This is a genomic window from Flavobacterium ajazii, assembly GCF_010614725.1.
GTDB lineage: Bacteria > Bacteroidota > Bacteroidia > Flavobacteriales > Flavobacteriaceae > Flavobacterium > Flavobacterium ajazii.
The window spans coordinates 150148-173348 of sequence record NZ_JAAEHL010000009.1; the positions used below are offsets into that span (position 1 = coordinate 150148).

At 35.6% G+C, this 23201-nt stretch carries 13 protein-coding genes; 7 read left to right on the top strand and 6 right to left on the bottom strand.

The annotated features are described in order from the left end of the window. Window positions 1-287: 287 nt before the first annotated feature. The 4 genes from GWR14_RS16840 to GWR14_RS16855 all read right to left on the bottom strand — a co-directional run bounded on the left by GWR14_RS16840 (window position 288) and on the right by GWR14_RS16855 (window position 10083). On the bottom strand, window positions 288-896 hold the full coding sequence (locus GWR14_RS16840; RefSeq protein ID WP_163410242.1) for a hypothetical protein: 609 nt from the start codon (window positions 894-896) through the stop codon (window positions 288-290). Beyond that, window positions 886-4266: a DUF6443 domain-containing protein gene (locus tag GWR14_RS16845; protein ID WP_163410243.1), complete on the bottom strand. Its 3381-nt coding sequence runs from the start codon at window positions 4264-4266 to the stop codon at window positions 886-888. The genes GWR14_RS16840 and GWR14_RS16845 overlap by 11 nt, the downstream gene beginning before the upstream one ends. A 94-nt stretch (window positions 4267-4360) precedes the next feature. Beyond that, window positions 4361-8437: a DUF5977 domain-containing protein gene (locus GWR14_RS16850; RefSeq protein WP_163410244.1), complete on the bottom strand. Its 4077-nt coding sequence runs from the start codon at window positions 8435-8437 to the stop codon at window positions 4361-4363. Continuing rightward, window positions 8425-10083: a T9SS type A sorting domain-containing protein gene (locus GWR14_RS16855; protein WP_163410245.1), complete on the bottom strand. Its 1659-nt coding sequence runs from the start codon at window positions 10081-10083 to the stop codon at window positions 8425-8427. Before GWR14_RS16855 ends, GWR14_RS16850 begins: the two co-directional genes overlap by 13 nt. A 256-nt stretch (window positions 10084-10339) precedes the next feature. On the opposite strand from GWR14_RS16855, the gene GWR14_RS16860 reads away from it, so the two are divergent. The 7 genes from GWR14_RS16860 (at window position 10340) to GWR14_RS16890 (ending at window position 19733) form a co-directional block, all read left to right on the top strand. Then, complete coding sequence (locus tag GWR14_RS16860) at window positions 10340-11017, top strand: response regulator transcription factor (protein ID WP_163410246.1); 678 nt, start codon at window positions 10340-10342, stop codon at window positions 11015-11017. Then, window positions 11010-12275 carry a sensor histidine kinase gene (locus GWR14_RS16865; protein ID WP_163410247.1) on the top strand — a complete coding sequence of 422 codons (1266 nt, stop codon included), beginning with the start codon at window positions 11010-11012 and terminating at the stop codon, window positions 12273-12275. Before GWR14_RS16860 ends, GWR14_RS16865 begins: the two co-directional genes overlap by 8 nt. A gap of 61 nt (window positions 12276-12336) precedes the next feature. Beyond that, window positions 12337-14748 carry a TonB-dependent receptor domain-containing protein gene (locus GWR14_RS16870; protein WP_163410248.1) on the top strand — a complete coding sequence of 804 codons (2412 nt, stop codon included), beginning with the start codon at window positions 12337-12339 and terminating at the stop codon, window positions 14746-14748. Window positions 14749-14823: 75 nt separating this feature from the next. Then, window positions 14824-16782 carry an LTA synthase family protein gene (locus GWR14_RS16875; RefSeq protein WP_163410249.1) on the top strand — a complete coding sequence of 653 codons (1959 nt, stop codon included), beginning with the start codon at window positions 14824-14826 and terminating at the stop codon, window positions 16780-16782. 3 nt (window positions 16783-16785) lie between these two features. After that, window positions 16786-17664 carry a diacylglycerol/lipid kinase family protein gene (locus tag GWR14_RS16880; protein ID WP_163410250.1) on the top strand — a complete coding sequence of 293 codons (879 nt, stop codon included), beginning with the start codon at window positions 16786-16788 and terminating at the stop codon, window positions 17662-17664. Window positions 17665-17869: 205 nt separating this feature from the next. Beyond that, window positions 17870-18622: a phosphatase PAP2 family protein gene (locus GWR14_RS16885; RefSeq protein ID WP_163410251.1), complete on the top strand. Its 753-nt coding sequence runs from the start codon at window positions 17870-17872 to the stop codon at window positions 18620-18622. Between the two features lie 235 nt (window positions 18623-18857). After that, on the top strand, window positions 18858-19733 hold the full coding sequence (locus tag GWR14_RS16890) for a DMT family transporter (protein ID WP_163410252.1): 876 nt from the start codon (window positions 18858-18860) through the stop codon (window positions 19731-19733). A gap of 97 nt (window positions 19734-19830) precedes the next feature. Here the strand turns inward: GWR14_RS16890 and GWR14_RS16895 are convergent, their stop codons facing one another. Both GWR14_RS16895 and GWR14_RS16900 read right to left on the bottom strand, forming a co-directional pair. Continuing rightward, complete coding sequence (locus GWR14_RS16895; protein WP_163410253.1) at window positions 19831-20298, bottom strand: hypothetical protein; 468 nt, start codon at window positions 20296-20298, stop codon at window positions 19831-19833. A gap of 94 nt (window positions 20299-20392) precedes the next feature. Beyond that, complete coding sequence (locus GWR14_RS16900; protein ID WP_163410254.1) at window positions 20393-23185, bottom strand: M16 family metallopeptidase; 2793 nt, start codon at window positions 23183-23185, stop codon at window positions 20393-20395. Between the last annotated feature and the right edge of the window lie 16 nt (window positions 23186-23201).

The window sequence follows — 23201 nt, forward strand, 5'->3', positions numbered from 1 at the left end:
CACTAACTTTGGAACACTATGTCGCATTTTTACTCATTTTAGCTCATTTAAGGCAATATTAAAACAAAAAAGATGAGTATTAAAGCTCATCTTTAAATTATTTATTTCTAAAATTTGTTCAATTTCAAAAGGTTATAATTTCAAAATCTCATATCACTAACTTTGAAACACTACCGCAGTTAAACAAAACCAGATAGCTATTATGATTATAATTGAGGAAATATTAACCCACAAATATCCTTTAAAAATTATTTCGATACTTGATAATTCTTTTCTTTGATTCATCACTATATAACTTTAACCAATTCATCAAAATGTTGTTTCAAAACTTCTATTGAATTACTTTTTTGTTTATCAACAATATTAAATTCATCTACAAACTCAATTTTTTTTATGAATCTCAAACTATTTTCTTCACCTATAACACTTTCCAGAACTATATCAGCAATTAACATTTGTTCTTCCTTAGTTGATGAATTCAAATTTCTAGTTTTGAATATTATGTCAAAAGTTCCATCCTTAAATTTGTATAAAACGTATTCCCAATCTTTCACATCAAGAATTTTTTTAACATTAGATTCTTCATATAAAGTTAATTGAAAGTCCCAATTTTTAGAAGGCTTGTAATAGCAAAATTCCCAATTTTCAATTTTCGGTGCTAATTTAATGACTTTATTTGTTTCTGGAAGTAAATCAACATCTCCACCAGGTGAAATTATGAGCATATTTTCCTCAGTATCTCCTTCTCGAATTTCCCAGCTAAAATCTCCCAATGATAAAATCTTATGATCTAGTTTTGATATTAAATTATCAGATATATTTTCTGGAGCTAAATCAGTTTTATGTGTTGTAAACCAACTCCAAAATTCATTAATTGTTTTTTCGTTATTTTCCATTTCCATACTTCTTTTTTAATGCCTCCATTCTCTTTGGCGAGGCTTCATTTCTCTTATTATCTAATTTAGTTACTCCCCCATGTTCATCAATTGCCTTCTGTTCTTTATAGGCTCCCTGTCCTGGCTTGTTTGGGTCATATCTATCAATTATTTCTGCATCCGTTCTATCTCTTCCATCTTTTGCACCTTCACCTCTTTTAGCTGGTGATGATTGCTTTGTCCTTCCAATATACGGTTTTCCACTTTCTGTTTTCTCCCCTGGCACTTTGTATATTTTCCCTGTTTCCTTAGAAGCATTCGAAAGTTTATGTAAAGCTGATGCGTCTCTTACTACGGGAATTGTCGATAAAATTACTGTATTTTTTGCTCCTTTCGCTTCACCCATTCTTTTTCCATCCATAGGGTCTCTCGTAGGTGCCATAACAGGCTCAGGAGTCAGCAAATAAATTGCTAATGCTATAATAGGACAAATTGGACATCTACCATCTGGGTCATTAAAATTTACAGGGTTATTATAGCCATACTCATAAGGATTTAGATTATCAGGATTGTAAATTCCACCACCTGTATCAATTTTTGTAATTATTGATTCATAAACTTCATCTTCATCATCCCCGTCTACTTTATTGTGGTCAAAGGTAAATTTTAAATCATTTAATAGTGGGTCAGGATTAATCCATCTTCCAATTGCAGGGTCATAATTGCGCCAACCATAGTCGTAGAAACCAAGCCCCAGTTCATCTTGGAACTCTTTCGAACTATACTTGAACTTATTATTCGTAGGCGTATAATCATTATACCCTTTATGTTTTAAACCAAAAGGATAATAATTATTTTCTTCAATAATCTCAAGAACGTGGGTTATCGGGTTCTGTGCGTAGCTTAGTCGGATGTTTCCTAAATGATCTTTGTACTGGAACACATACGAAAGTACATTGTTCTCGTTTTTAACATAGCCTTCTGCTGTGGGGAAAAACTCCAAGACACTGTTCTTGTACTGATAGCCTCCTAAATACTGCGTCGTGGCGGTTACAGTTCCTTCTTTTACAATTTTCTCCAGTTTCTGCCCTGCTGCATTGTAAATATACTCAATTGTGTTTCCGGTGCCAAAAATTATTTTTTTCGGCAGATTGAGGTGGTTATAACTAATGGTGGTGATGTTTTTGTTTTTATCGGTTATCAAATTGCCATTATCATCATAGCTATAATCATCCCCCGTTTTATTAACATCATTAAAACCACTGGTATTGTTACTGCTGTCGCTTACTTTGCTTAAACGATTTGAATTGGTCGTATACGTATAACCTAAGTTATCAATTTCTATAGGCTGGATCTGAGGGTCGGTATCTCCGTTTCGCACAAGAGACAAAATGTTTCCGTTTTTGTCATACGTCAGGCTTTCATTATAAGCATTGGTCGTCAGGCTGTTTTTTTCGTAAACTGCGTTTTTTAGCCTGTTCAGTTTATCGTATTGGTATCCGTAAGCCCTTTCTGTGGCATCTGATGCCGTTTTCCAGAAAGTCTCTGAAATATTGCCATTGTACAAGGCATTGACATCGGTAATCCCTGTTTGTGTGGCATTATAATTTATCTTAAAGGCAAACTGGTCAACAGGATCTGTTCCCTGCTGCAAATTATCAATTTTATTGATTCCTGTAAGCCAGCCTCTGATATTGTAACTAAAATCAACCTTCTGCAATGGGTTTCCTGTACTGTTGCCCACTTTTTTGCTTTCAAGCTGTCCTAAGGCATCGTACTTATTGTCAGCCATAAGCTGTACAGTACCCCCATTAATCTGATGGGTATGAGTCAGCAGACGATCCTGAGCCGAATAAGTAAACTCCTCTCTAACGGTAATTTCTGCAGCTGCTGATGTGTATTTATGTTTTGTAACTGTATATTGGGCTTTCCCAACAAAATCGAGCTTGCTGTCTGAATAGGTATAACCGCCTAAATGATTCTGGGTATAGATCCTGATTGGCCTACCCTTGTCATCGTAGAAAGTGGTACCGGTCTCTCCCGCTGTAGAAGACGGTATCGTAATAGCCCTTGTCCAGCTTCCGGTAGCCAGCGTTTTTACATTGACCAAAACCGTTTGTCCTTCGATATCTGTAGGTACGGAAGGAGCATTGGGATACACATAATTATCATAATAGTTAACCGTTAACAATTTAAAACTCGTCGGGGCTACAGCATTGCTGTAATTCGCACTTATACCGTCAATAGAGCCTGAGGTTTGTTTAGTTTCAAATAAAACGGTTGCTGAGTTTTGCGCTGTCTGCAGCGTATTTCTTGCCGCAGCATTGCAGGTGGTGTTGTTCCAGCCTGTATAAACCGGTCTTCCAAAAACATCATATTTTGTAATAATCCATCCAACAGCGGTCTCATCTTTAAAGGGCGATACCGCAGGGCCTGTTGCTACCGGCCTGTCGAGTTTGTCATAGACAATAAATTCCCATTGTTTGCCCGGAAGTTTTTTCTCGACTAAACGATTGCGGTCATCGTATTTATACTGATAGCACAAGCCGTCTAATATCTCCTGGCTAATAGTCCCTTCTGCTTTTGGAGGAATTACATAAGTCAGGTTTCCGTAAATATCGTAGACATAATAGGTATCATGTTTTGAATTCAGATCATATGTTCTTTTTAAAATGACCTGACCTTCCTTATTTTTAAATTCAACGGTTGAACCGGAAGTTTCTGACGGATTTGCTGCCGTATTTTCATCATAGGTAATATTCTTATACAATTCGTTTTTTGCATAATATCCTGCATCTGTAAAAGCAATTTGATATAAACCTGAACCGGAATCCCAGCTTGCCGTTGCCTTATATAACTTTACCTCCTCAGCTGTATTGGTTTGATAATCCAGTTTGATTTCGTGGCCATTGTTCATTTCCCATGAAGCTCCCGGAGCTGCTTGTTTTTGAACCCTGTTTAGCGGGGAAGATTCAAACAATTTTTGAGAAAAAGGGGTTGAAGTATTATCATATTCTGGTTTATTATAAAAAGTGGTTACATCATTCAGGGCTGTCGCTGCATCTATTCTCAAATAGCTGCTGCCCCCATTTGCAACAGCATAGGGCAAATATTCTTTTTCCTGACGCCCAAACGGGTCATATTCTATCGGAGTTACAATATTCTCGCCATTCGCGCCCTGATTGATTGATATGGTCTGTACCGGACGTCCCAAACCATCAAAATAAGTGACATTTTGTGTTACCTGATCTTTGGTGAGTGTAGTAAGTTCTGCAGTCTTGACTGCTTTTTTTGGCGCCACTGTATAAATAAAGTTATCATCGCTAAAAGTCTGAGACTGTAAGCTCATAACTGTAAATGATAACAAAATCAATAGTATATATTTTTTCATGTAGTATTATTAAAATTTAATAAAGCTTGTTCATCAGCTTATTGACAATGATTTTATTTGATAATCAAATTTTATTCTATTGCATAATATATCTCTAAGGCTCTGTAGCAGTAGTACAATTTATGGTTATTACTTCTGAACCCGTTTTTGTAAAGGTTGGAGAAGTTACAGAACTGCCAGTTCGAATAAGTGTATTATACAATACTCCCCTGACTGAACTTGAAATAACGATACCCTTATAATAAGTACTTGACGCACTTACCATCACATAAAAAGTATCCCCTGTCGCCAGTGTCCCGCTCGAGGTACCCGATGTTGATCTGGTTAAATAACTCGAACCATTTTTGTACATATAGCTGGTTCCCGATTCTCTCTCGAAATTCAAAGTACAGGTATTGGATACTGGGGCAGATGCGGTTGTCATTGATACCGCCGAACTTAAAGTACTATTGCCAGAGGCATTAACAGCCATCACCTGGATACTATAAGTCGTTGAGGCCGTTAATCCAGATAATGAACCTGTGTTGGTTGCCGAAGTTGTCCCGGTATCTGTTCCGTTTTTATATATTTTATAGCTTGTCGCTCCTGAAACTGCTGTCCATGAAAAATTTAATGATGAAGCCGTAGCACTGGTAAATGTTAATCCTGTAGGTGCAGCTGGCGGTGGTATACTACAGGTTCCGTTGGTGTTGGCATACGCCTGTCCATCCGTATTGAACCTCGTAAGTCCTTTTGAATCTGCATCAGCTTGTGAAACTATAGAGGTTTCGACCCCTTCTGCCTGATTATACGTTACACTTGACCCAACTTCTCCGGATGCGCAGTTGTTTCTTGTAAAAGAACCACTTCTGGCAATACTTTTATACACAGTTCCACTTGCAAAATTAATATCACAGTCAATTTGCTGACCTTTATAATTATAACAGTATTTCTGAAGGACGTTAAGATCTTTATCCTTTACAAACTGTAATCTACCAAGAGCATCATATTCGTAGTAGGAAACATTTCCTCTCGGATCGGTTATACTGGTTACTCCTATCAGAGGGTCATAAGTATATGTAGAGATAAAAGCATTGGGTAATGTAGCCCGAAAAGTGTCTAAAGCATTTCGGAACAATTGCTCTTTACAGCTCGCTGACACACAATTATCATTATCTGCATCTGAAAGAGACTGTAAATTTGTTATTGTCCCCACCGGAATTGAGCTATAAACTGCATTTTCTATTTTGGCCACAGGCTGTGTTTTGTTATAACCCCAGATTATAGATACAGGCATCCCGCTTTCTAATGTATACTGCAAAATGTTTCCTTTGTCGTCATATTGATCATAAGTAACTTTTTTGTCTTTTGTACTATCAATTGCATCTGCTCCTTTGTTAGCATAGACATATTTGGGAAGCAATAAATTTGAAGTTGAAGCATCTTTTGCGTAAACTGTTTTTTGATCGGATAACTTGTTTGTATTATAACTTCTTACCGCTAAAGGTGTTCCAATCCTGTTTTTACTGATTAGTTCACTCACAAATGACTCACCTGACATTTCAGAATCTGTTGGATACAAATATTTGGTTTCGAGCGTTTCGCCTTTTGAATTGACCACTTTTTTGCTTTTGAGCAAAGTCAGATTTAAATCATAATCAAATGTTGTTGACTGAACTATGGAATCATTTGCATAATAATTGATGTTTTCTTCTTTTTGCAGCATATAATTTCTGGGCTGATATCTAAACCATGCTGCCTGAAAATCTAAAAGAGGTCTTGGATACTGCATTGCACACCCTGAGCCAGAACTTCCTCCTCCAGAAAAATTAGCCCTTGTTTCACGAACAATTTTAGAATTCAAAACATATAAAAATTTATCATTATTAGGAGGAACTAAAGAATTTATATAATCATTTTGTTGCTTTGCAACTTTAGTATTATTCTCATTTTTAATTATTTTTTTATCTAATAATCCTATAGTAAAATAAACTTGCTCATCCTGTAATGAATTTGACACTTCTTCCCCATGATAATAAAAAATTGTTTTTCCATTACTGACTGACAGATTATTTTTGTCCTTGCCAGAATCTGTTTTTTCAACAATTTTATAAACTACCGGACTGCCTCTGAAATTAGATAATGGCAAAACACTTGTGAAATTATAAAAGTCTCTTCTGACATAAATTGATGGAGAACAATTTAAACTATTCTGAATATGATATCCTGAGTAAAACTTCGGTTTTTGGAGCATTAGTCCGGTGCTTTTACCATCCTGTGAATAATTATAGGCAGTTGTAATACATGAACCGTTAAAGTCACAATTTTTGACCTGCTTTACTCTTAATCCTCCAACTGTCTGAGTGATAAAGTCAGGAAGCTGTTCAGCAGATATACTAATTCTGGCTCTTGATCCAATATCTGAAATCGCTTTTAAACGATATGTACCCGGAACACTAATTGTTATATCGGTTATTGTACCGCTAAAACTTGTAGTTTGCGGAATCCAATTCCCTTCTGGCAACCATGTTTTACTATATGTGAAAAGAGAATTTGTTTCAGCATCACCATCTTTTAAAAATAAGACTTTTGTATATCTCTGATCCTGATATTCACTGCCTACTGGCATTTGGAAATCAGGCTGATTCGCAACATAGTAGTTAAGCTCTATTTTTGCAGGAACTTTAGTTATAACAATTGTTTGTTCCGAAGTTATTCCGTCCTGAACTAAAGTTTGTGCAGCTGCAGAAATCGTAGCAGTTTCATCTGCATCATAAGGAAAATTATAGGCACCCGAATTTAAATAAATAAAATTCGGCTCGTATTCTATAGTCGAATATCCTTTGGTCTGATAGGTTACTTTTGTTAATGCTCCAATTTTGGTACTTGCAAAATCTGGTTTTAATTGTGGATTATTATCAGGATCAATAGTTCCGCCAACAGTTGCCGGTCTGCCATTTTGGTTATAATACCCCCACAAATCTTTTTTTGCATAATCACTGTCATCAGCCATTACCGGATATGGTGTACTCATATCATATTCCATCTCGTTTATAACCTGTCCATTAAAAGCAACGTTTAACAGGTTTGTTCTTTTTCCAGTCCATCCAGAATAAACAAAATCATAACTTTTAATTGTTGTAGCTGATTTATCCTTAACTGATAAATTACTTATTACAGCTATTCCAGGTTCCGCAGAATTATTATTATACTGCAATTCAATGGTGTAATCGTTTGTTATAATCTTCTTTAATTTATTGGTATCTAAAATTGTATATGTTTTATTAGTATTTAATAATTGGCTTTGATTGGTGAGATATTGAGTGCTGTTTAGTGTCAAGGTCTGAGAGACATTGATATCATTATAACTATCCGTAACAGTATCGTATTCGAATATAATTTTATTAGTACTGGTAGGGAAATTGATTTCTCTCAATAAAAAGGATGAAATATATTCAGATGATTCTGCTCCTAATGATTTAGTTGTATTTTGTACTATATCAAAAATATAATTAACTCCTTTATCATCTGTTATAGTGAAGCCACTATATGAATAGCCTGAAACTTTATAATTGGAATTTTTTAAGAAAATAGGATTATTGTCTTTGTCTAAGTAAAAGCTACAATTAAGATTTCCGGCATTTACATTATATTTATCAGGTTCTCCATCGAATACTCCATTGCTGACCGATTCTAAGTACTGAGTAATTGTTGTCAGTCCAGATGAAGAAATATAATCATCATATGGTGGAAGTTTATTTACATATTTATATACCCATTCCTTTTGGTATTCACGATTTGTATCATCTAGCCCATTAATAGAATGCAGTATTGAGCCTCCAATATTAAATGTCCAGCCCACTCCGGCATATCCGGGTGCTTCATCCAATAAAAGCCCTGAGTAATTATAGGACAGATTAATAGGCATTGAAAAATCGCCTTCTTTTATTTCAAAAATAGGAATCGTATAATTCATTCTCCCTGTCGAAATATCAATCGGGATTTCTCCCACTTTAGAAATTGAAGCAGCCTGAGGTGAAGCAACATTAATATTTGGAATATGAGATTTTAATGCATCTGCTTCCTGTGATTTTACCTTTTGAGAATTGATTAATAAAATAATGATATAAAAAATAAGAGCGTATTGTTTCATCGGTGTTTTATGTCTGTTTTCTTTATTTAATTTCCCCATCCCTTAATAACTTTCACTGTTTCTGTTTTTACATTAGTTTTTATCTTTACCAGATAAACTCCCTGAGCGTAATTGCCTAAATTAATTGGTACCGTTCTGCCCGAAATAGCAAAATGCTGTAAAGTATGCCCCATTATATCTATAACTGTGGCTGTTCCTTCTTTAAAATCATGACCTATTATAACATTTGTAAACGATCCTGCAGGGTTGGGAATAGCCTCGATTGTAGCTTTTACTTTCTCTACTTTAGCTTTGTCTTTTAGCTTTACTACCCAAAAATCATTGCTGCCTATAGCTGAATTTTTATCTTTGGATGAATCGGAATTTGAAGTACCAGCCATTAAATATCCGCCATCACGGGTTTCAAACAATTTTCTTAGAATATCTTCTCCATTGCTTCCGACTGTTTTGCTCCAGAATTCTTCTCCATCCTTATCAATTTTCATTGCGATATAATCATTAATACCATCTTGTTCTTTTCCAACACCTGCTTTTTTTGCCATATCATTGATCAACGAACGCTTTGCTTCTGTTTTTGCGTATCCCCCAATGAGATAACTTTGGTCATCATTTACAACCATAGAAGTCAAAATATCTACTTTACCAAAATCATAGGTTTTACTCCAGATAACTCCTCCTTCCTTATCTAATTTAAGAACCCAGTAATCTGTTCCATTACTTACAATTCCTCCTAAAGGCGTTAATGGATTTTTACTGTTAGAATTTCCTCCTACTATATAACCTTCATCTTTAGTCTGATAAATAATATAGGGCTGGTCATCTCCATCGGCGCCATAAGTTTGCTGCCACTCGATAGTTCCAAGATCATTTATTTTGATTATCCAATAGTCACCAGCTCCTCTGTTTCCCTCTGTTTTATCTCCTGAAACAGGCGAATTTGAATAGCCCAGCAAAATATAACCGTTGTCTGTGGTTTGCTGCATGCTTCGAAGTATATCTGCATATTGTCCGCCAAAAGTTTTTTGCCATTCTATATTCCCTTCTTTATCTAATTTGACAACCCAATAATCCATATTACCCCTGCTTTTCTCAGATTTGTTAAATGAATTTTTGCTAGTATTTGCTTTAGAGGTTTCAATTGGTTTATTGTCAGCTATTGGACCCGATCCTGATGAACCACCTAAAATATAACCTCCGTCTTTTGCCTGAAAAACGCACAGTAATTCATCCTGACCACTTCCTCCTATTGTTCTTTGCCATTGTTCTTCTCCTCTTGCATCAAGTTTAATTACCCAAAAATCGGCCAGACCTTTACAGGGTTCTTTTTTCTGAAACCCTTCAGGTGAATCAGAAGTACCAGCCAGTATAAATCCGCCGTCGCGGGTACCTTTTATACTTTGCAGTAAATCAAATCCACTTCCGCCAAAACTTTTCTGCCAGTCAAGATCCCCTTTTTCATCCATTTTCCAAATCCAGTAATCCAAATCACCATGATTGTCTTCGGTTTTGTTCCCGGTTTTGTCTGACAAAGAACTTCCTGCCAGAATAAAACCATAATCGGCTGTAGGTATGGCGTCAAAAAGATAATCTGCATGTTTGCCTCCATATGATTTTTCCCAAAGGATATCCTGAGAATAATTTGAAGCCGAAATAAGAATAAGAAGTGATAAGTAAAGTTTTTTCATAAGCACTTTTACAGGTAATTGAATCATTTTATTTTCCGCAAATCTAATGAAGATATATGTAAAATTTTTCTGCTTTTTGTCCGTACCCTTCAGTTTTCTAATACTTTAACAAAACAAAAAAACCAACACATTGAATACGAATAATTTAAAAACCAGGCAGTTTAAAAAACAGGTATTTTTACTTATGATTTTATAGACAGAAAGAAGCTTTATCACTAATTCAAATTTTCTTCAAAATTCATTCGTAAATTGCAGCATGAAGATTTTGATAATAGAAGATGAGCGCGAAATTGCGCAAAGTATTCAGGGGTACTTTAAAACGAACGGCATTCAGTGTGAAACAGCCGAAAATTATAATTTGGCCCTCACTAAAATTAACAGTTACGATTATGACTGCATATTATTGGACCTTATGCTGCCGGACGGAGACGGATTTGAGATACTAAAAGAGTTAAAATCAAAAAACAAAACGGAAGGTGTTATTATTATTTCGGCAAAAGAAAATCTGGAAACCCGTTTAGAAGGTTTCAATCTCGGAGCAGATGATTACCTTACCAAGCCTTTTCATCTAGCAGAATTACTGGTTCGGATGCAGGCGCTTATAAGACGAAAAAACTTTAAAGGAAGTAACAGCATTGTTTTTAATGAAATTGTAGTTGATATTTTTTCTAAAACGGTTGCTGTAAATGATACCAAACTGGATCTCACTAAAAAAGAACTGGATTTACTGCTCTTTTTGATAGGCAACGAAAATAAAGTATTGTCTAAATCGGCTATTGCGGAACATCTTTCAGGCGATATGGCGGACATGCTCGACAATCATGATTTTATATACGCACACATTAAAAATCTTAAAAAGAAACTAACACAAGCCGGTGGTGGAGATTATATCAAAACAGTTTATGGTTTGGGATACAAATGGGAAAATGAATAATAAAAAACTGCTTCATAAAACCACCAACAGCTTTCTTATTTATGCTGTTATCATATTGCTGACAGCGGCTCCGGTATTTTATTATATCTGCCAATGGCTTTATATTTATGAAACCGATGAAGTGTTGCTTTTTCATAAAGGTGATTTTGTCAACCAAAGCCACCAAAATTATACAGCTAATGATATCGCTGCATGGAATAAATACAACCAAAATGTTACGATTGTGACCGATATGGGGGTAAAAAAAGACTCAATCGTAGGCAAAATGCTGTTTGAACCTGAAGCCAATGAAGAGGAACCCTTCAGAATTTTATACGCTCCGGTTGACATCAACGGAAAAAGGTATACCTACATAGAAAAGCGCAATCTGGTGGAAATGGAAGGAATGGTTTTTAGTGTTGCAGCCATGTTCCTTTTCATCATTATGATTCTGTTAATTGGTATCATCTGGATTTCAAAACGATTAGCCGCAAAAATCTGGAAACCTTTTTATAACACACTCGGACAGATACAGGATTTTGAAATTGACAAAAATAATCCCCCACATTTTATTCCGACTGATATAGACGAATTTGACCGCCTTAACAAAAGCCTGGAACGCCTAATTGAAAAAAATACAGCCATATACAAAAGCCAAAGGGAATTTGTAGAAAATGCCGCTCATGAACTCCAGACGCCTTTGGCATTATTTCAAACCAAAATTGATACGCTCCTGCAATTAGATTTAACCAAAGAGCAGGCTGAATTAGTCGGGGCTCTAAATAAAGATGTTTCAAGACTCAACAGACTCAATAAGAACTTATTATTGCTTTCTAAAATTGATAATGAAATTTATCCGGAGCAGGAAACTATAGTTTTAAATGACTATATTGAAAAACATCTCGACTTCTTTACCGAACAGGCTCAGGCAAAGAATTTGACGATTACTACCAACCTTAGAAATACCTTAAGCATCAAGGGAAACAAAGCACTTGCAGAAGTATTACTTAATAATTTATTTCTGAACGCTATTCGTCACAATGTAAAAAACGGTGTAATCGAGATTGTAACAGATAATAATACCCTGAAGTTTATTAACACCGGTCCTGAAATACTCTTGGCTGAACAAACTATTTTTAATCGTTTTTCAAAAGTAAATCCTTCTTCGCAGGGCAATGGGCTTGGTCTGGCTATTATTAAGAAGATATGTGATATCAGTCAGTGGAATATCCGTTATTCATTTGATAATAATCTGCATATTTTCGAGGTTACCTTCTAAAATTCAAACTTCCTACAGAATCGGGTCTGAGCTTTGTACTATTCTTTTTTAAATAGTACGAATGAAACTTAAAAAACTCCTGTTGTTATCTTTTTTGCTGATAACAATACTGCAGTCAACCGCTCAAAAAAAATCCGTAACCATTTCCGGAATCATAAAGGACAGCAGTTCTAAAATTGCTGTTCCGTATGCTAATATCATTTTGAAATCTCCAAAAGATCCAAAGATTTTTTTTGGTACTGTAAGCGGTGATGACGGACGGTTTACAATCGCAGCTGTAAATTCCGGAAACTATATTTTGGAAATAAGTGTTATCGGTTTTAAAACTAAGTCGAAAACCTTATTCATAGGTACACTTTCTGATTATTTAGACCTCGGAAATATCGAAATTGAGGAAAATATTAATGCACTTGCAGAGGTAATTGTCAACGGAACAACCAAACAGACTCCTGTAACAATGGATAAAAAAGTGTTTGCGGTTGCTGATAATATTACCCAAAGTGGTGGTTCGGTACTGCAGTCTATGCAAAATCTTCCGGGAGTTACCGTCAATAATGGTAAAATTCTGCTTAGGGGAAATGATAAGGTAATGGTTTTAATTGATGGCAAACAAACTGCTTTAACAGGTTTTGGAAACCAGTCAGGACTTGACAATATTCCTGCTTCTGCAATCGAAAAAATTGAAATCATCAATAATCCATCCTCCAAATATGATGCAAACGGAAATGCCGGAATCATCAACATCATTTACAAAAAAAACAAACAGGATGGGTTAAACGGAAAAATAGGTATTGGCTCTGGATATGGGGCATTGTGGGAACGGCAGGCAAATCTTCCTACTGTTAGTCCTCAATATCAGATGACTCCCAAAATCAATCCGAGTCTTTCGTTAAATTACAGAAAAAACAAAATCAACACCTATTTACAAGCCGATTATCTTTATACAGAAACACTCAATAAAAACGAGTTTGTTACCCGTACCTATGATGACGGAACGATAATCAATCAGCAAACCAGACGAAACAGGGATACCCATTTTACCACCCTTAAAAGCGGAGTTGACTGGAATTACGATGACCGGAATACTTTTTCTTTTTCCGGTCTTTTTGGAAGCGAAAAAATTATAGACCACGGTGAAGAACCTTTCTTTAACCATGATTATTCGGAGCGATTGCGTTTGTGGCAGTTTTTGGAAGATGAACTCAAAACGACTATCATGGCCAGTGCTTCTTATCAGCATAAATTCAGTCAGGCAGGACGCAAACTGAACGCAGGTATCAATTATACCTACCACAGAGAAGATGAAAAATATTTCTTTGATAATATAATGCCAACTTTTACAGGTCACGATGCTTTTAAACTGCTTTCGGATGAGAAAGTGATCGACCTTAACTTTGATTATGTTCAGCCCTTAAAATATGGACGTTTTGAGACCGGAATAAAATTCAGAAGCCGAGAAATCCCTACAAATATGCAATTTTTTCCGGGAGAGAATTCGCCTATCGATGCTGATGCCGGAGGCTGGGCTACATACAAAGAAATTATTCCTGCCTTTTATGGAAGCTATATTTATGAAACCGAAAAAATTGAAGCAGAACTCGGACTGCGTTATGAATACGTTCATCTTAAGTACGATGTAAATCCAGATCATCCTACTTATAAAAGTGACGGCTACAGTTATACAGAACCTTTTCCGAGTGTGAAACTGGCTTATAAAATCAATGACAACAATAAAATCACAGCTTTTTACAACCGCCGTGTAGACAGGCCTAACGAAGTTGACATCCGAATTTTCCCTAAATACGATGATGCCGAAATTATCAAGGTAGGAAACCCTGGCCTGCGCCCACAATTTACAAGTGCTTTTGAAGTAGGTTATAAAACTGATTTTGAAAAAGGATATTTTTTAGGTTCATTTTATTACAGAGTTATAAATGATGCTATAACTCGAATTGCCACAACTGTTCCGGGAAGTCCGCTTATCTACAATGTCTTTCAAAATGCCAAAGAAAGTTCTTCTTTTGGGGCAGAACTAGTTTATACAAAAGAACTTAGCTCCTGGTATTCTTTTAATCTGAATGGGAATATCTATAAAAATACAATAGACGCTTTTACTGTGACCAATTTGTATCCTGTCGCATCGACCTATCACGGCGATCTTCAGGAAGTAACTTCCGGAAATTTAAAATGGAACAATACTTTTCTGTTCAGTAAAACACTTTCGGGACAGGTTTCGATGGTTTATCTCGCACCGGATATTATTCCGCAAGGAAAAACTGATTCACGGTTTTCTGCAGATCTGGGTATAAAAAAACTGGTTCAAAAAGGAAAAGGCGAAGTATTCCTTAACGCTACTGATATTTTCAACACCCTAGTCATAAAGAAAGAAATACAGGGCGAAGGATTTAGCTATACCAGTAAAGATTATTATGAAACACAAGTAATCCGTTTTGGTTACAGCTATAAATTCTGATTTCATAATAAAAACTAAAATTCAAAATAAATTCAGAATTGGGTTATAAAATTTGCCTTTCCTTAAATAATAATCATGAAAAAATTATCTCATAAATACGGCAGATACTCGCTATTACTACATTTTGTGATCTGGTTTTTAATCCTTTCACAATGTTTAAGAATCTGTTTTTTTGTCTGGCAGTATGACGAAGTTTCCCTGAATGTGATAGATTTTTTAAGAACACTTATAACAGGTCTCTTCTTTGATTTGGGAACCGTTGTTTTCATATCAATCTGTAGTATTTTATATTACAGCATCATGCCAAATAAATGGGTTGGTTCTGTTTTGGATAAAGTCCTGATTTATTTTTTCACATCACTAACCGTTTTTATACTTGTTTTCACCTTTTTTGCCGAATTGACATTTTGGGATGAATTCAAAACACGATTCAATTTTATAGCCGTTGATTATCTGATTTATACACACGAAGTTGTAGCCAATATTGAACAGTCTTACCCGCTTCCGCTTTTAATTGGCGGTGTGCTGCTGTTTACTTTGGCATTTTTGTTTCTTTTTTATAAAAACAGAGCTTTCACAACAACTTTTAACTCTAAAGCCAGTTTAAAAATCAGACTTTCTGTTTTATTTCCTACGGCTTTTACGGCCCTGTTTTTTGCTTTTTTCATTACTAACAATCAGGCAGAATGGTCTTCGAACCGCTATAATTCGGAAATTTCAAAATCAGGTATTTATTCTTTTTTTGCTGCTTTCAGAAACAATCAGATGAAATATGTTGATTTTTATACTTCAACCCATAACAACACGGCTTTTGGCATTATCAGAAAAAAACTAGCTTCTTCAGATGCGGTTTATTCTAAAAACAACTACTCCATTCACAGAAAAATTACAGAAACTACACCTTCTCTTCAAAATAAAAATGTTGTTTTTATTCTTGTGGAAAGCCTTAGCGGAAGCTTCCTAAAAGAATTTGGCAACAAAGAAAACATCACTCCGTTTCTGGACAGCCTTACGCAGAAAAGTGTTTTTTTTGAAGATTTATACGCTACCGGAACCAGAACTGTGAGAGGTATGGAAGCCGTTACTTTGTGCATTCCTCCCACTCCGGGGCAAAGTATTGTAAAAAGGCCCAATAACCAAAATCTTTACACAGTATGCAGTGTATTTAAATCCAGAAAATATGACTGTAATTTTTTCTATGGCGGAGACGGCTATTTTGACAACATGAATGCTTATTTTGGTGGTAACGGTTTTACCATTTACGATCGTGGACGAGGCAGTGTTTTAAGTGACGAAATCAAAACGATCCGCAATAATATAAATGATGACGAAGTAACTTTTGAAAATGCCTGGGGAGTCTGCGACGAAGATATTTTTAATAAACTGCTGAAAGTTGCCGATGTACAATACAAAAACAGAAAACCGTTTTTCAATTTTGTAATGACGACCTCTAATCACAGGCCTTATACCTACCCTTCCGGAAAAATTGATATTCCGTCAGGCACAAGCCGTGAAGGTGCTGTAAAATATACTGATTTTGCACTGAAAGAATTGTTTAAAAAAGCTAAAACAAAACCATGGTTCAAAAACACGGTGTTTGTAATCATTGCAGACCATTGTGCCAGCAGTGCAGGAAAAGATGAAATCGATGTGGCCAATTATCACATTCCGGCATTTATTGTCAATCTTCCTGAAGAACAGAATCAAAAAATTACCAAACAGTGTTCGCAAATTGATCTCTGGCCAACTCTTTTCTCACTTTTTCAGTGGAATTACGAGTCTGATTTTTTTGGAAAAAACGTACTGGCACCAAAATTCGAAGAACGTGCCTTAATGGGAACTTACCGAAAATTGGTTTTGATGAAAAAAGAAAAAGTAATGATTCTTTCTGACCAGAAAAAGCAGGCATTTTATTCCTGGAACAAAAAGGATAACAGCCTGACTAAGATTCCAATGAACCACTCTTTTCTGAAAGAGACAATTTCATGGTACCAGACTGCGGATTATCTCTTTACCAATAAGCTTTTAAAATAAATAATGACGTATATCCATTTTATCATAAATCCTATTTCAGGAACCGGAAAACATAATCTTTCCACTTCTTACATCAAACAGTATTTTTCTGCCGACGAGTATAAAATAAAAGTAGATTATACAAAATATAAAAAACATGCCATTGAACTTACCAAAGCCGCTATAGCATCAGCACCTGACTGCATTGTTGCGTGCGGAGGTGACGGAACTATTAATGAAGTGGCTTCGTGCTTAATTGGTACAAAAATCAGACTGGGAATAATTCCGGCAGGGTCAGGAAACGGGCTGGCGTCAAATCTGAAGATTCCGCGTGATTTTGAAAAAGCTTCCACTGTTATTAAAAAAGGGAAAACGGCTTTAATTGATGCAGGAAAAATTAATCAGCAGTATTTTATCAGCAATACAGGAATCGGTATTGATGCTTTGATTATAAAAAAATATGAGCGTTCAGGCAAAAGAACATTATCTTCTTATGTTAAAGCGACAATCGCTTCCAGTTTACAATTCAAAACACAGCCTGCTGTTATCACTTTTAACGGAAAAACCATAGTGAGCAAACCTTTTATGGTTTTTATTTCCAATTCAAATGAAATGGGATACAATATGAGTCTGACACCAAAAGCTTCCCTGAATGACGGCCTGCTTGACCTGGTTGTGATTCCTGAACTTTCGTTTACAGAAAAATTAGCTCTGGGGTATTACATCCTTCGAAATTCAATTGAGAAATTTAAAAAAGCAGAGCATTTTTTAACACGTGACATCCGTATCGAAATGCCACATAAAATATTTACCGATGCCCAGATAGACGGCGAGCAGCATAACCTGAAATCCAATATTGTACAGGCTTCGATACTGCCCGGAGCACTGACTGTACTGGTCTGAAACTTTTAAATTTGGTTGCTTTCCGGATGTACTGCCCAGCTGAAAGGGAGGTCATCCGGATTTTTTTTGTAAATTTTTCTATTTCGTCTGAAAATACAGAATTTCTTCAAAATTGATTCTGAATTTTGTCCTGTATTCTTAACATATTCAATTGTACCTATGAAGCAAAACTACGCTTTTGTTTAACGTTTTAATTTTACTGAATATGTTCAAGACGACTTTTTTATTTTTTCTTGGTACAATTGCTCTGTTTGCACAACATACCGTCAATGACAGTATTATAACAGCTGATACTATTCAGCATCTGAAATTTAACTACAAACAGTTAATTGTTCCCGGACTGCTTATAGGTTACGGGGTAATTGGTCTGGAAAGTGACCAGCTCAAAAGCTATAATTCTGATATAAGAGAAGAAGTCCAGGAAGACATCGACAAGAAAATTACAATTGATGATTTTTCTCAATATGCTCCTGCAGCTGCTGTGTATGGACTGAACGCCCTTGGTATAGAAGGCAAACATAACCTTAAAGACAGGTCTATTATTCTGGCGAGTTCTTATTTGATGATGAGCGCTACCGTTTTAGCTTTAAAAAACATTACGCATGTAGAAAGACCCGATGGTACCTCCAATAATTCTTTTCCATCCGGTCATACTGCTACAGCTTTTATGGGAGCCGAATTTTTATATCAGGAATATAAAGACCAGTCTGTCTGGTATGGTATAAGCGGTTATATTGTGGCTACCGGAACAGGATTGTTCAGAATGTACAACAATCGCCACTGGCTTACAGATGTTGCCGCAGGTGTCGGAATCGGAATTTTGAGTACCAAAGCTGCTTACTGGCTCTATCCTTATACTAAAAAACTCTTTCCTTCAAAAGAGAATAAGGTTTCTTCTTTAATTACACCTTTTTACAATGGAAAACAGATTGGATGCGGGCTTGTAATGCAGTTTTAACAACTCAGAATAGCTTCTAAAGGAAGTTAAAAAAAGAATAAATCAATTTATATCATTAGCTGTTGTAATTTTTAGAATTATATTTGTTGCTATGAATAGAAAAGGCTGTCTTCCTCCTCCTTGATTTTAATAGTATCTCCTGATTTAACAGAGCATACTTTCAGCACATTAGCCTAAAGGTTTTGTATGCTTATTTGATAATATTAAAATCTGCCTTAATTGGCACAAAAAATTCATGAAAAATTCTTATTTCTTATTACATCTTGCTGTATTTCTGGCAGGATTCACTGGTGTATTTGGTAAACTTATAACTCTTAACGAAGGGTTATTAACATTCTACAGGGTTCTCTTTTCGGCAGTGATATTATTTATTATTGTCCGGTTTTTGAAAATCAGCAATGATACAACCAACAGCGAAAAAAAATCTATTGGCACAATCGGAATATTAATTACTGTTCACTGGGTATTTTTTTACGCCAGTATCAAGTATTCCAATATTTCGATTGGTGTAATCTGCTACTGTCTGACCAGTTTTTTTACAGCTGTATTCAAACCTATAATTGACCGTACCAAATTCAGATTTACAGAATTATTGCTTAGTGCTCTCACGCTGGCTGGTATTAGTCTTATATTTCATTTTGATACTTCTTATCAGCTGGGTATTATACTGGGCGTGATTTCCTCTGCTTTTGCGGCTCTTTATACTATTTATAATGAAAGGCTCGTACAATTTTATGACAGCAGACTAATAAATTATTATCAAATGATTAGCGGTTCGGCTTTTCTCTTACTATTACTGCCTTTTTATCTTTACTTTTTTCCTGTAGAAACTGTCATTCCTAACCTAAGTGACACCATTTACCTGATTCTGCTGGCATTATTTTGTACTGTTGGGCTCTATGTATTATTTGCCGAAGTATTAAAAAAAATTCCGGCCTTTACCGTTAATCTTACTTTTAATCTCGAACCGATATATGCAATTGTAATCGCTTTTCTCTTTTTTAATGAAAGTAAATCCGTAAACACTTCATTTTATGTTGGAATACTTTTTATTATAAGTTCTGTTGCATTGCAGACTTATACATCTTCAAAAGAAAAATCTTTGGATTAAAGAATTTATAAAATAAACGAGGCTGCCATGTGACAGCCTCGTTTATTGTTTTGTATATCTATATTATGAAGATGAAATCCCTATTCTGAATAATAAATTAATTCATAATCTCTTTTACTCCTTCCGCCAATACCTTATCCAGTCTTTTTTGCAATTTTCGCAGAAATAAAAAATCAAATAGCAGTGTCCATAACCTGGAATTAATTTTAAACTCAAAACACAATTCAGCTTTAATTAAACCTGATTTTGATTTTGAAAAAGAATAATGACAGCGCATTGCATCCAGAAATTTAAGTCGGTCAGAACTGAAATCACCAATATGAACGGAAAATGAAGTTCCGTCTACAAAATCGAACAATTGGTAAACAGCAGTTGAATCATCTTTAAAATAAATCATTTTTTCGCTTCCTATTTTTGTTGATACTTTCTTAAAAAAAGTAGTATCTGCTTCTGGCATAAACCAAAGTTCCCCTAACACAGAAGCCGGATTAAAAGAAAGCAAATAAGCGAACAGCTCTTCTGAAGGATTTGATATGTCTATAGACGAACGTATTTCCTTTTTCATAATGCAAAAATTAAAAAGGGCTGTCGCTAAACAGCTCTTTTAAGTCTTTCAAAAAAGAAGTATGAGTAATTGAAATCGAAAGACTGTATTAAAATCATTTTAAAGGATTGCCGTCTTTGTCAAGAGAACCTGATTTAACAATAATCATTTTATCCAGTTTTACATATTTTTTGATGGCATTATTAACCTCATCAAGTGTTACTTTTTCTACATCCTTTGGATATTGTTCGATATAGTCAGGTGAAAGTCCTCTTTCTACAAAACTTAAAATTGTTTTGGTAATTCCTGATGTGGTAGACATTCCTACTTTAAAACTTCCAATAATATTCGATTTCTTATTGGTCAATTCATCCTGAGTAATTCCCTCATTAACCCATTTTTTAATCTGAACCATTGTAGCATCAAGTCCTCTTTGAAATAAAGCCGGGTTAAACGAAGCGTTTACATACCAGTAGCCGCCTGTTAGCGAATTTCCGCCTACCGAAGAAGTAATATTATACGTTAAACCATCATTATCACGAACGGTCTGCATCAGACGTCCTGCAAAACCGGCACCTAATGTATAAGTCCCAATGTAAAACGGAATAAAATCAGCATCTGCTCTTTTAAGTCCTGTGTACTGTCCTATAAACAATTCGGCACTAGGCTTTTCAGGGATTGTAACAACTTCTGTTTTTGCAGCTGCTTTGGTTACATCGTTAAATTTAAGATTACCCGATACACCTCCACTCCAGTTTTTAAATGCTTTTTTTAGCGAAATGTTTAAGTTTGCCCCTTCTACATCTCCCGCAATTACTAAATGCATAGATGCAGGTCCAAAATATTTAGCATGAAATGTCTTCACATCATCAAGAGTAGTATTTTTTATAAGAACAATCTCTGCTTCTGTCCCCACTTCATAATTTGGATTATCATTTGGGTATATCGACTGTAACAAAGCTGTTGAACCTCTTTGCGCCGGATCATTTAAACTCTGCTGTCCGTTTCCAATAGACTGCTGTTTTAAATTTTCGAACTCTTTACTATCAAATAAAGGATGACGAAGCTCTTCTGCAAGCAAAGTAATTACCTGATCTAAATCTTTTTTTAAGCATTTAAAACCAATTGACACCTTAGTTGAATTTGCCGAAACACTTAAATTCACACCCAGTTTTTCTAATTTTTCAGAAAACTTAAATTTGTCGTTTACTTTTGTTCCTTTCGAAAGCATGGCTGCCGTGAGTGCAGGAAGCATAGTGTTTTTATTTTCGTTTACATAATTTCCTAATGAAATACTAGCCGAAACTGTCACAAAATCTTTAGCAGAAGTTTTTACAGAAACCACATCAATTCCCACAACTTTTTCTCTTTTATAAACAGATGCACCTTTTTCAGTTGCAATCTGATCATATTCCTGAACCTGAAAGTTTTTACTTTCTGACTGAAGTCTCTCAGCAGGAGTGCTTTCTTCGTGTCCATCATGTTCAGGATGCCTGAAATAATACGGACCGTTTTCTGCTGTAAGCTTGGCTGCATCCGAAACCTGCTGTCCCGGATTTGCACCCGGCATCTTCGGTACAAAATAACCCGTTGTACTTTGGTCTTCCACTAAATATTTTTGTGCTACACGCAAAACATCTTCAGGAGTCACTTTTTTAAGCCTTTCTATTCCGGTGACATAATCTGTCCAGTCGCCTGCTGCGATTGCTTCTGTTAATTCTGAAGCAACTACTCCAGAACCGTCTCGTCCTAAAATTGTCTGAGCGCTGATTTTTGCGATGACACGATTTACTTCTTCCTGAGTAACGCCATTTTTCTGAAGATTGGTAATTACTTCAGTTATCTTGGCATCAATATCTTCATGCTTTGAAGTTGTTGAAAAACCTACTCCAATCGTAAAAAGACCAACTTCTTTAAAATTTGTCGCGCTCGCATACGCATAGATTCCCAAGCCCGTATCTACAAAAGTTTTGTTTAAAATTGCCGAAGGTCCTGCTCCGATAATTTCACTTAAAACATTCAAAGCAGGCAAATCTTCATGCAGAGCACCCGGAATTTTGAATGCTTTATTGATAACACCAAGCTGTCCCGGCTTTTTGACTACAATTTTACGAGGGCCGTACTGAACAGGTTCTTCCGTATAAGGCTGTGGCATTGTATGTGGAGCTTTGGTAATCTTACCGAAATACTGTTCAATTAACTTAAAAGTATTTTCTTTATTAAAATCTCCAATAATCGTCAAAGTTGCATTATCGGGCCAGTAGTAAGTATTATAAAAATTACGCAGAACCTCAATTGGCGCTTTCTCAATATCTGATTTCCATCCGATTGTAGAATGGTGATACGGATGTGCAATATAAGCTGAAGCCCATATTTCTTTACCTAATAAACTGTTAGGGTCGTTTTCACCACGCTCAAATTCATTTCTTACCACCGTCATTTCTGCATCTTTGTCTTCTTTCGTGAGAAGTGAATTTCGCATTCTGTCCGATTCGATATGCATGGCCAGTTCGATTTTATCACTTGGCAATGTTTCAAAATAATTGGTTCGGTCATTCCAGGTCGTAGCATTTAACTGTGCTCCGGTGTTTTGAAGCAAATCTGTTATACTTGTACCGCTCTTTTTATTGAAAGTCGGAGTTCCTTTAAACATTAAGTGCTCCAAAAGATGTGTTGATCCCGTATTTCCTAATACTTCGTGTTTTGATCCAACGCGATATACAATTTGTACGGTAACCACCGGCGATGAATTATCCTTAAGCAGAAGTACTTTAAGTCCGTTTGGCTCAAAAGTATATTCTTCTATACCTCCAAGCTCTTTTACTTTTTTAAAGTTTGGATTGTTCTGAGCTGTCAGTACATTAAGAAAAGTGAATGCACAGATACTCAATATGAATTTGTTTTTCATTTTTTGATTAATTGAT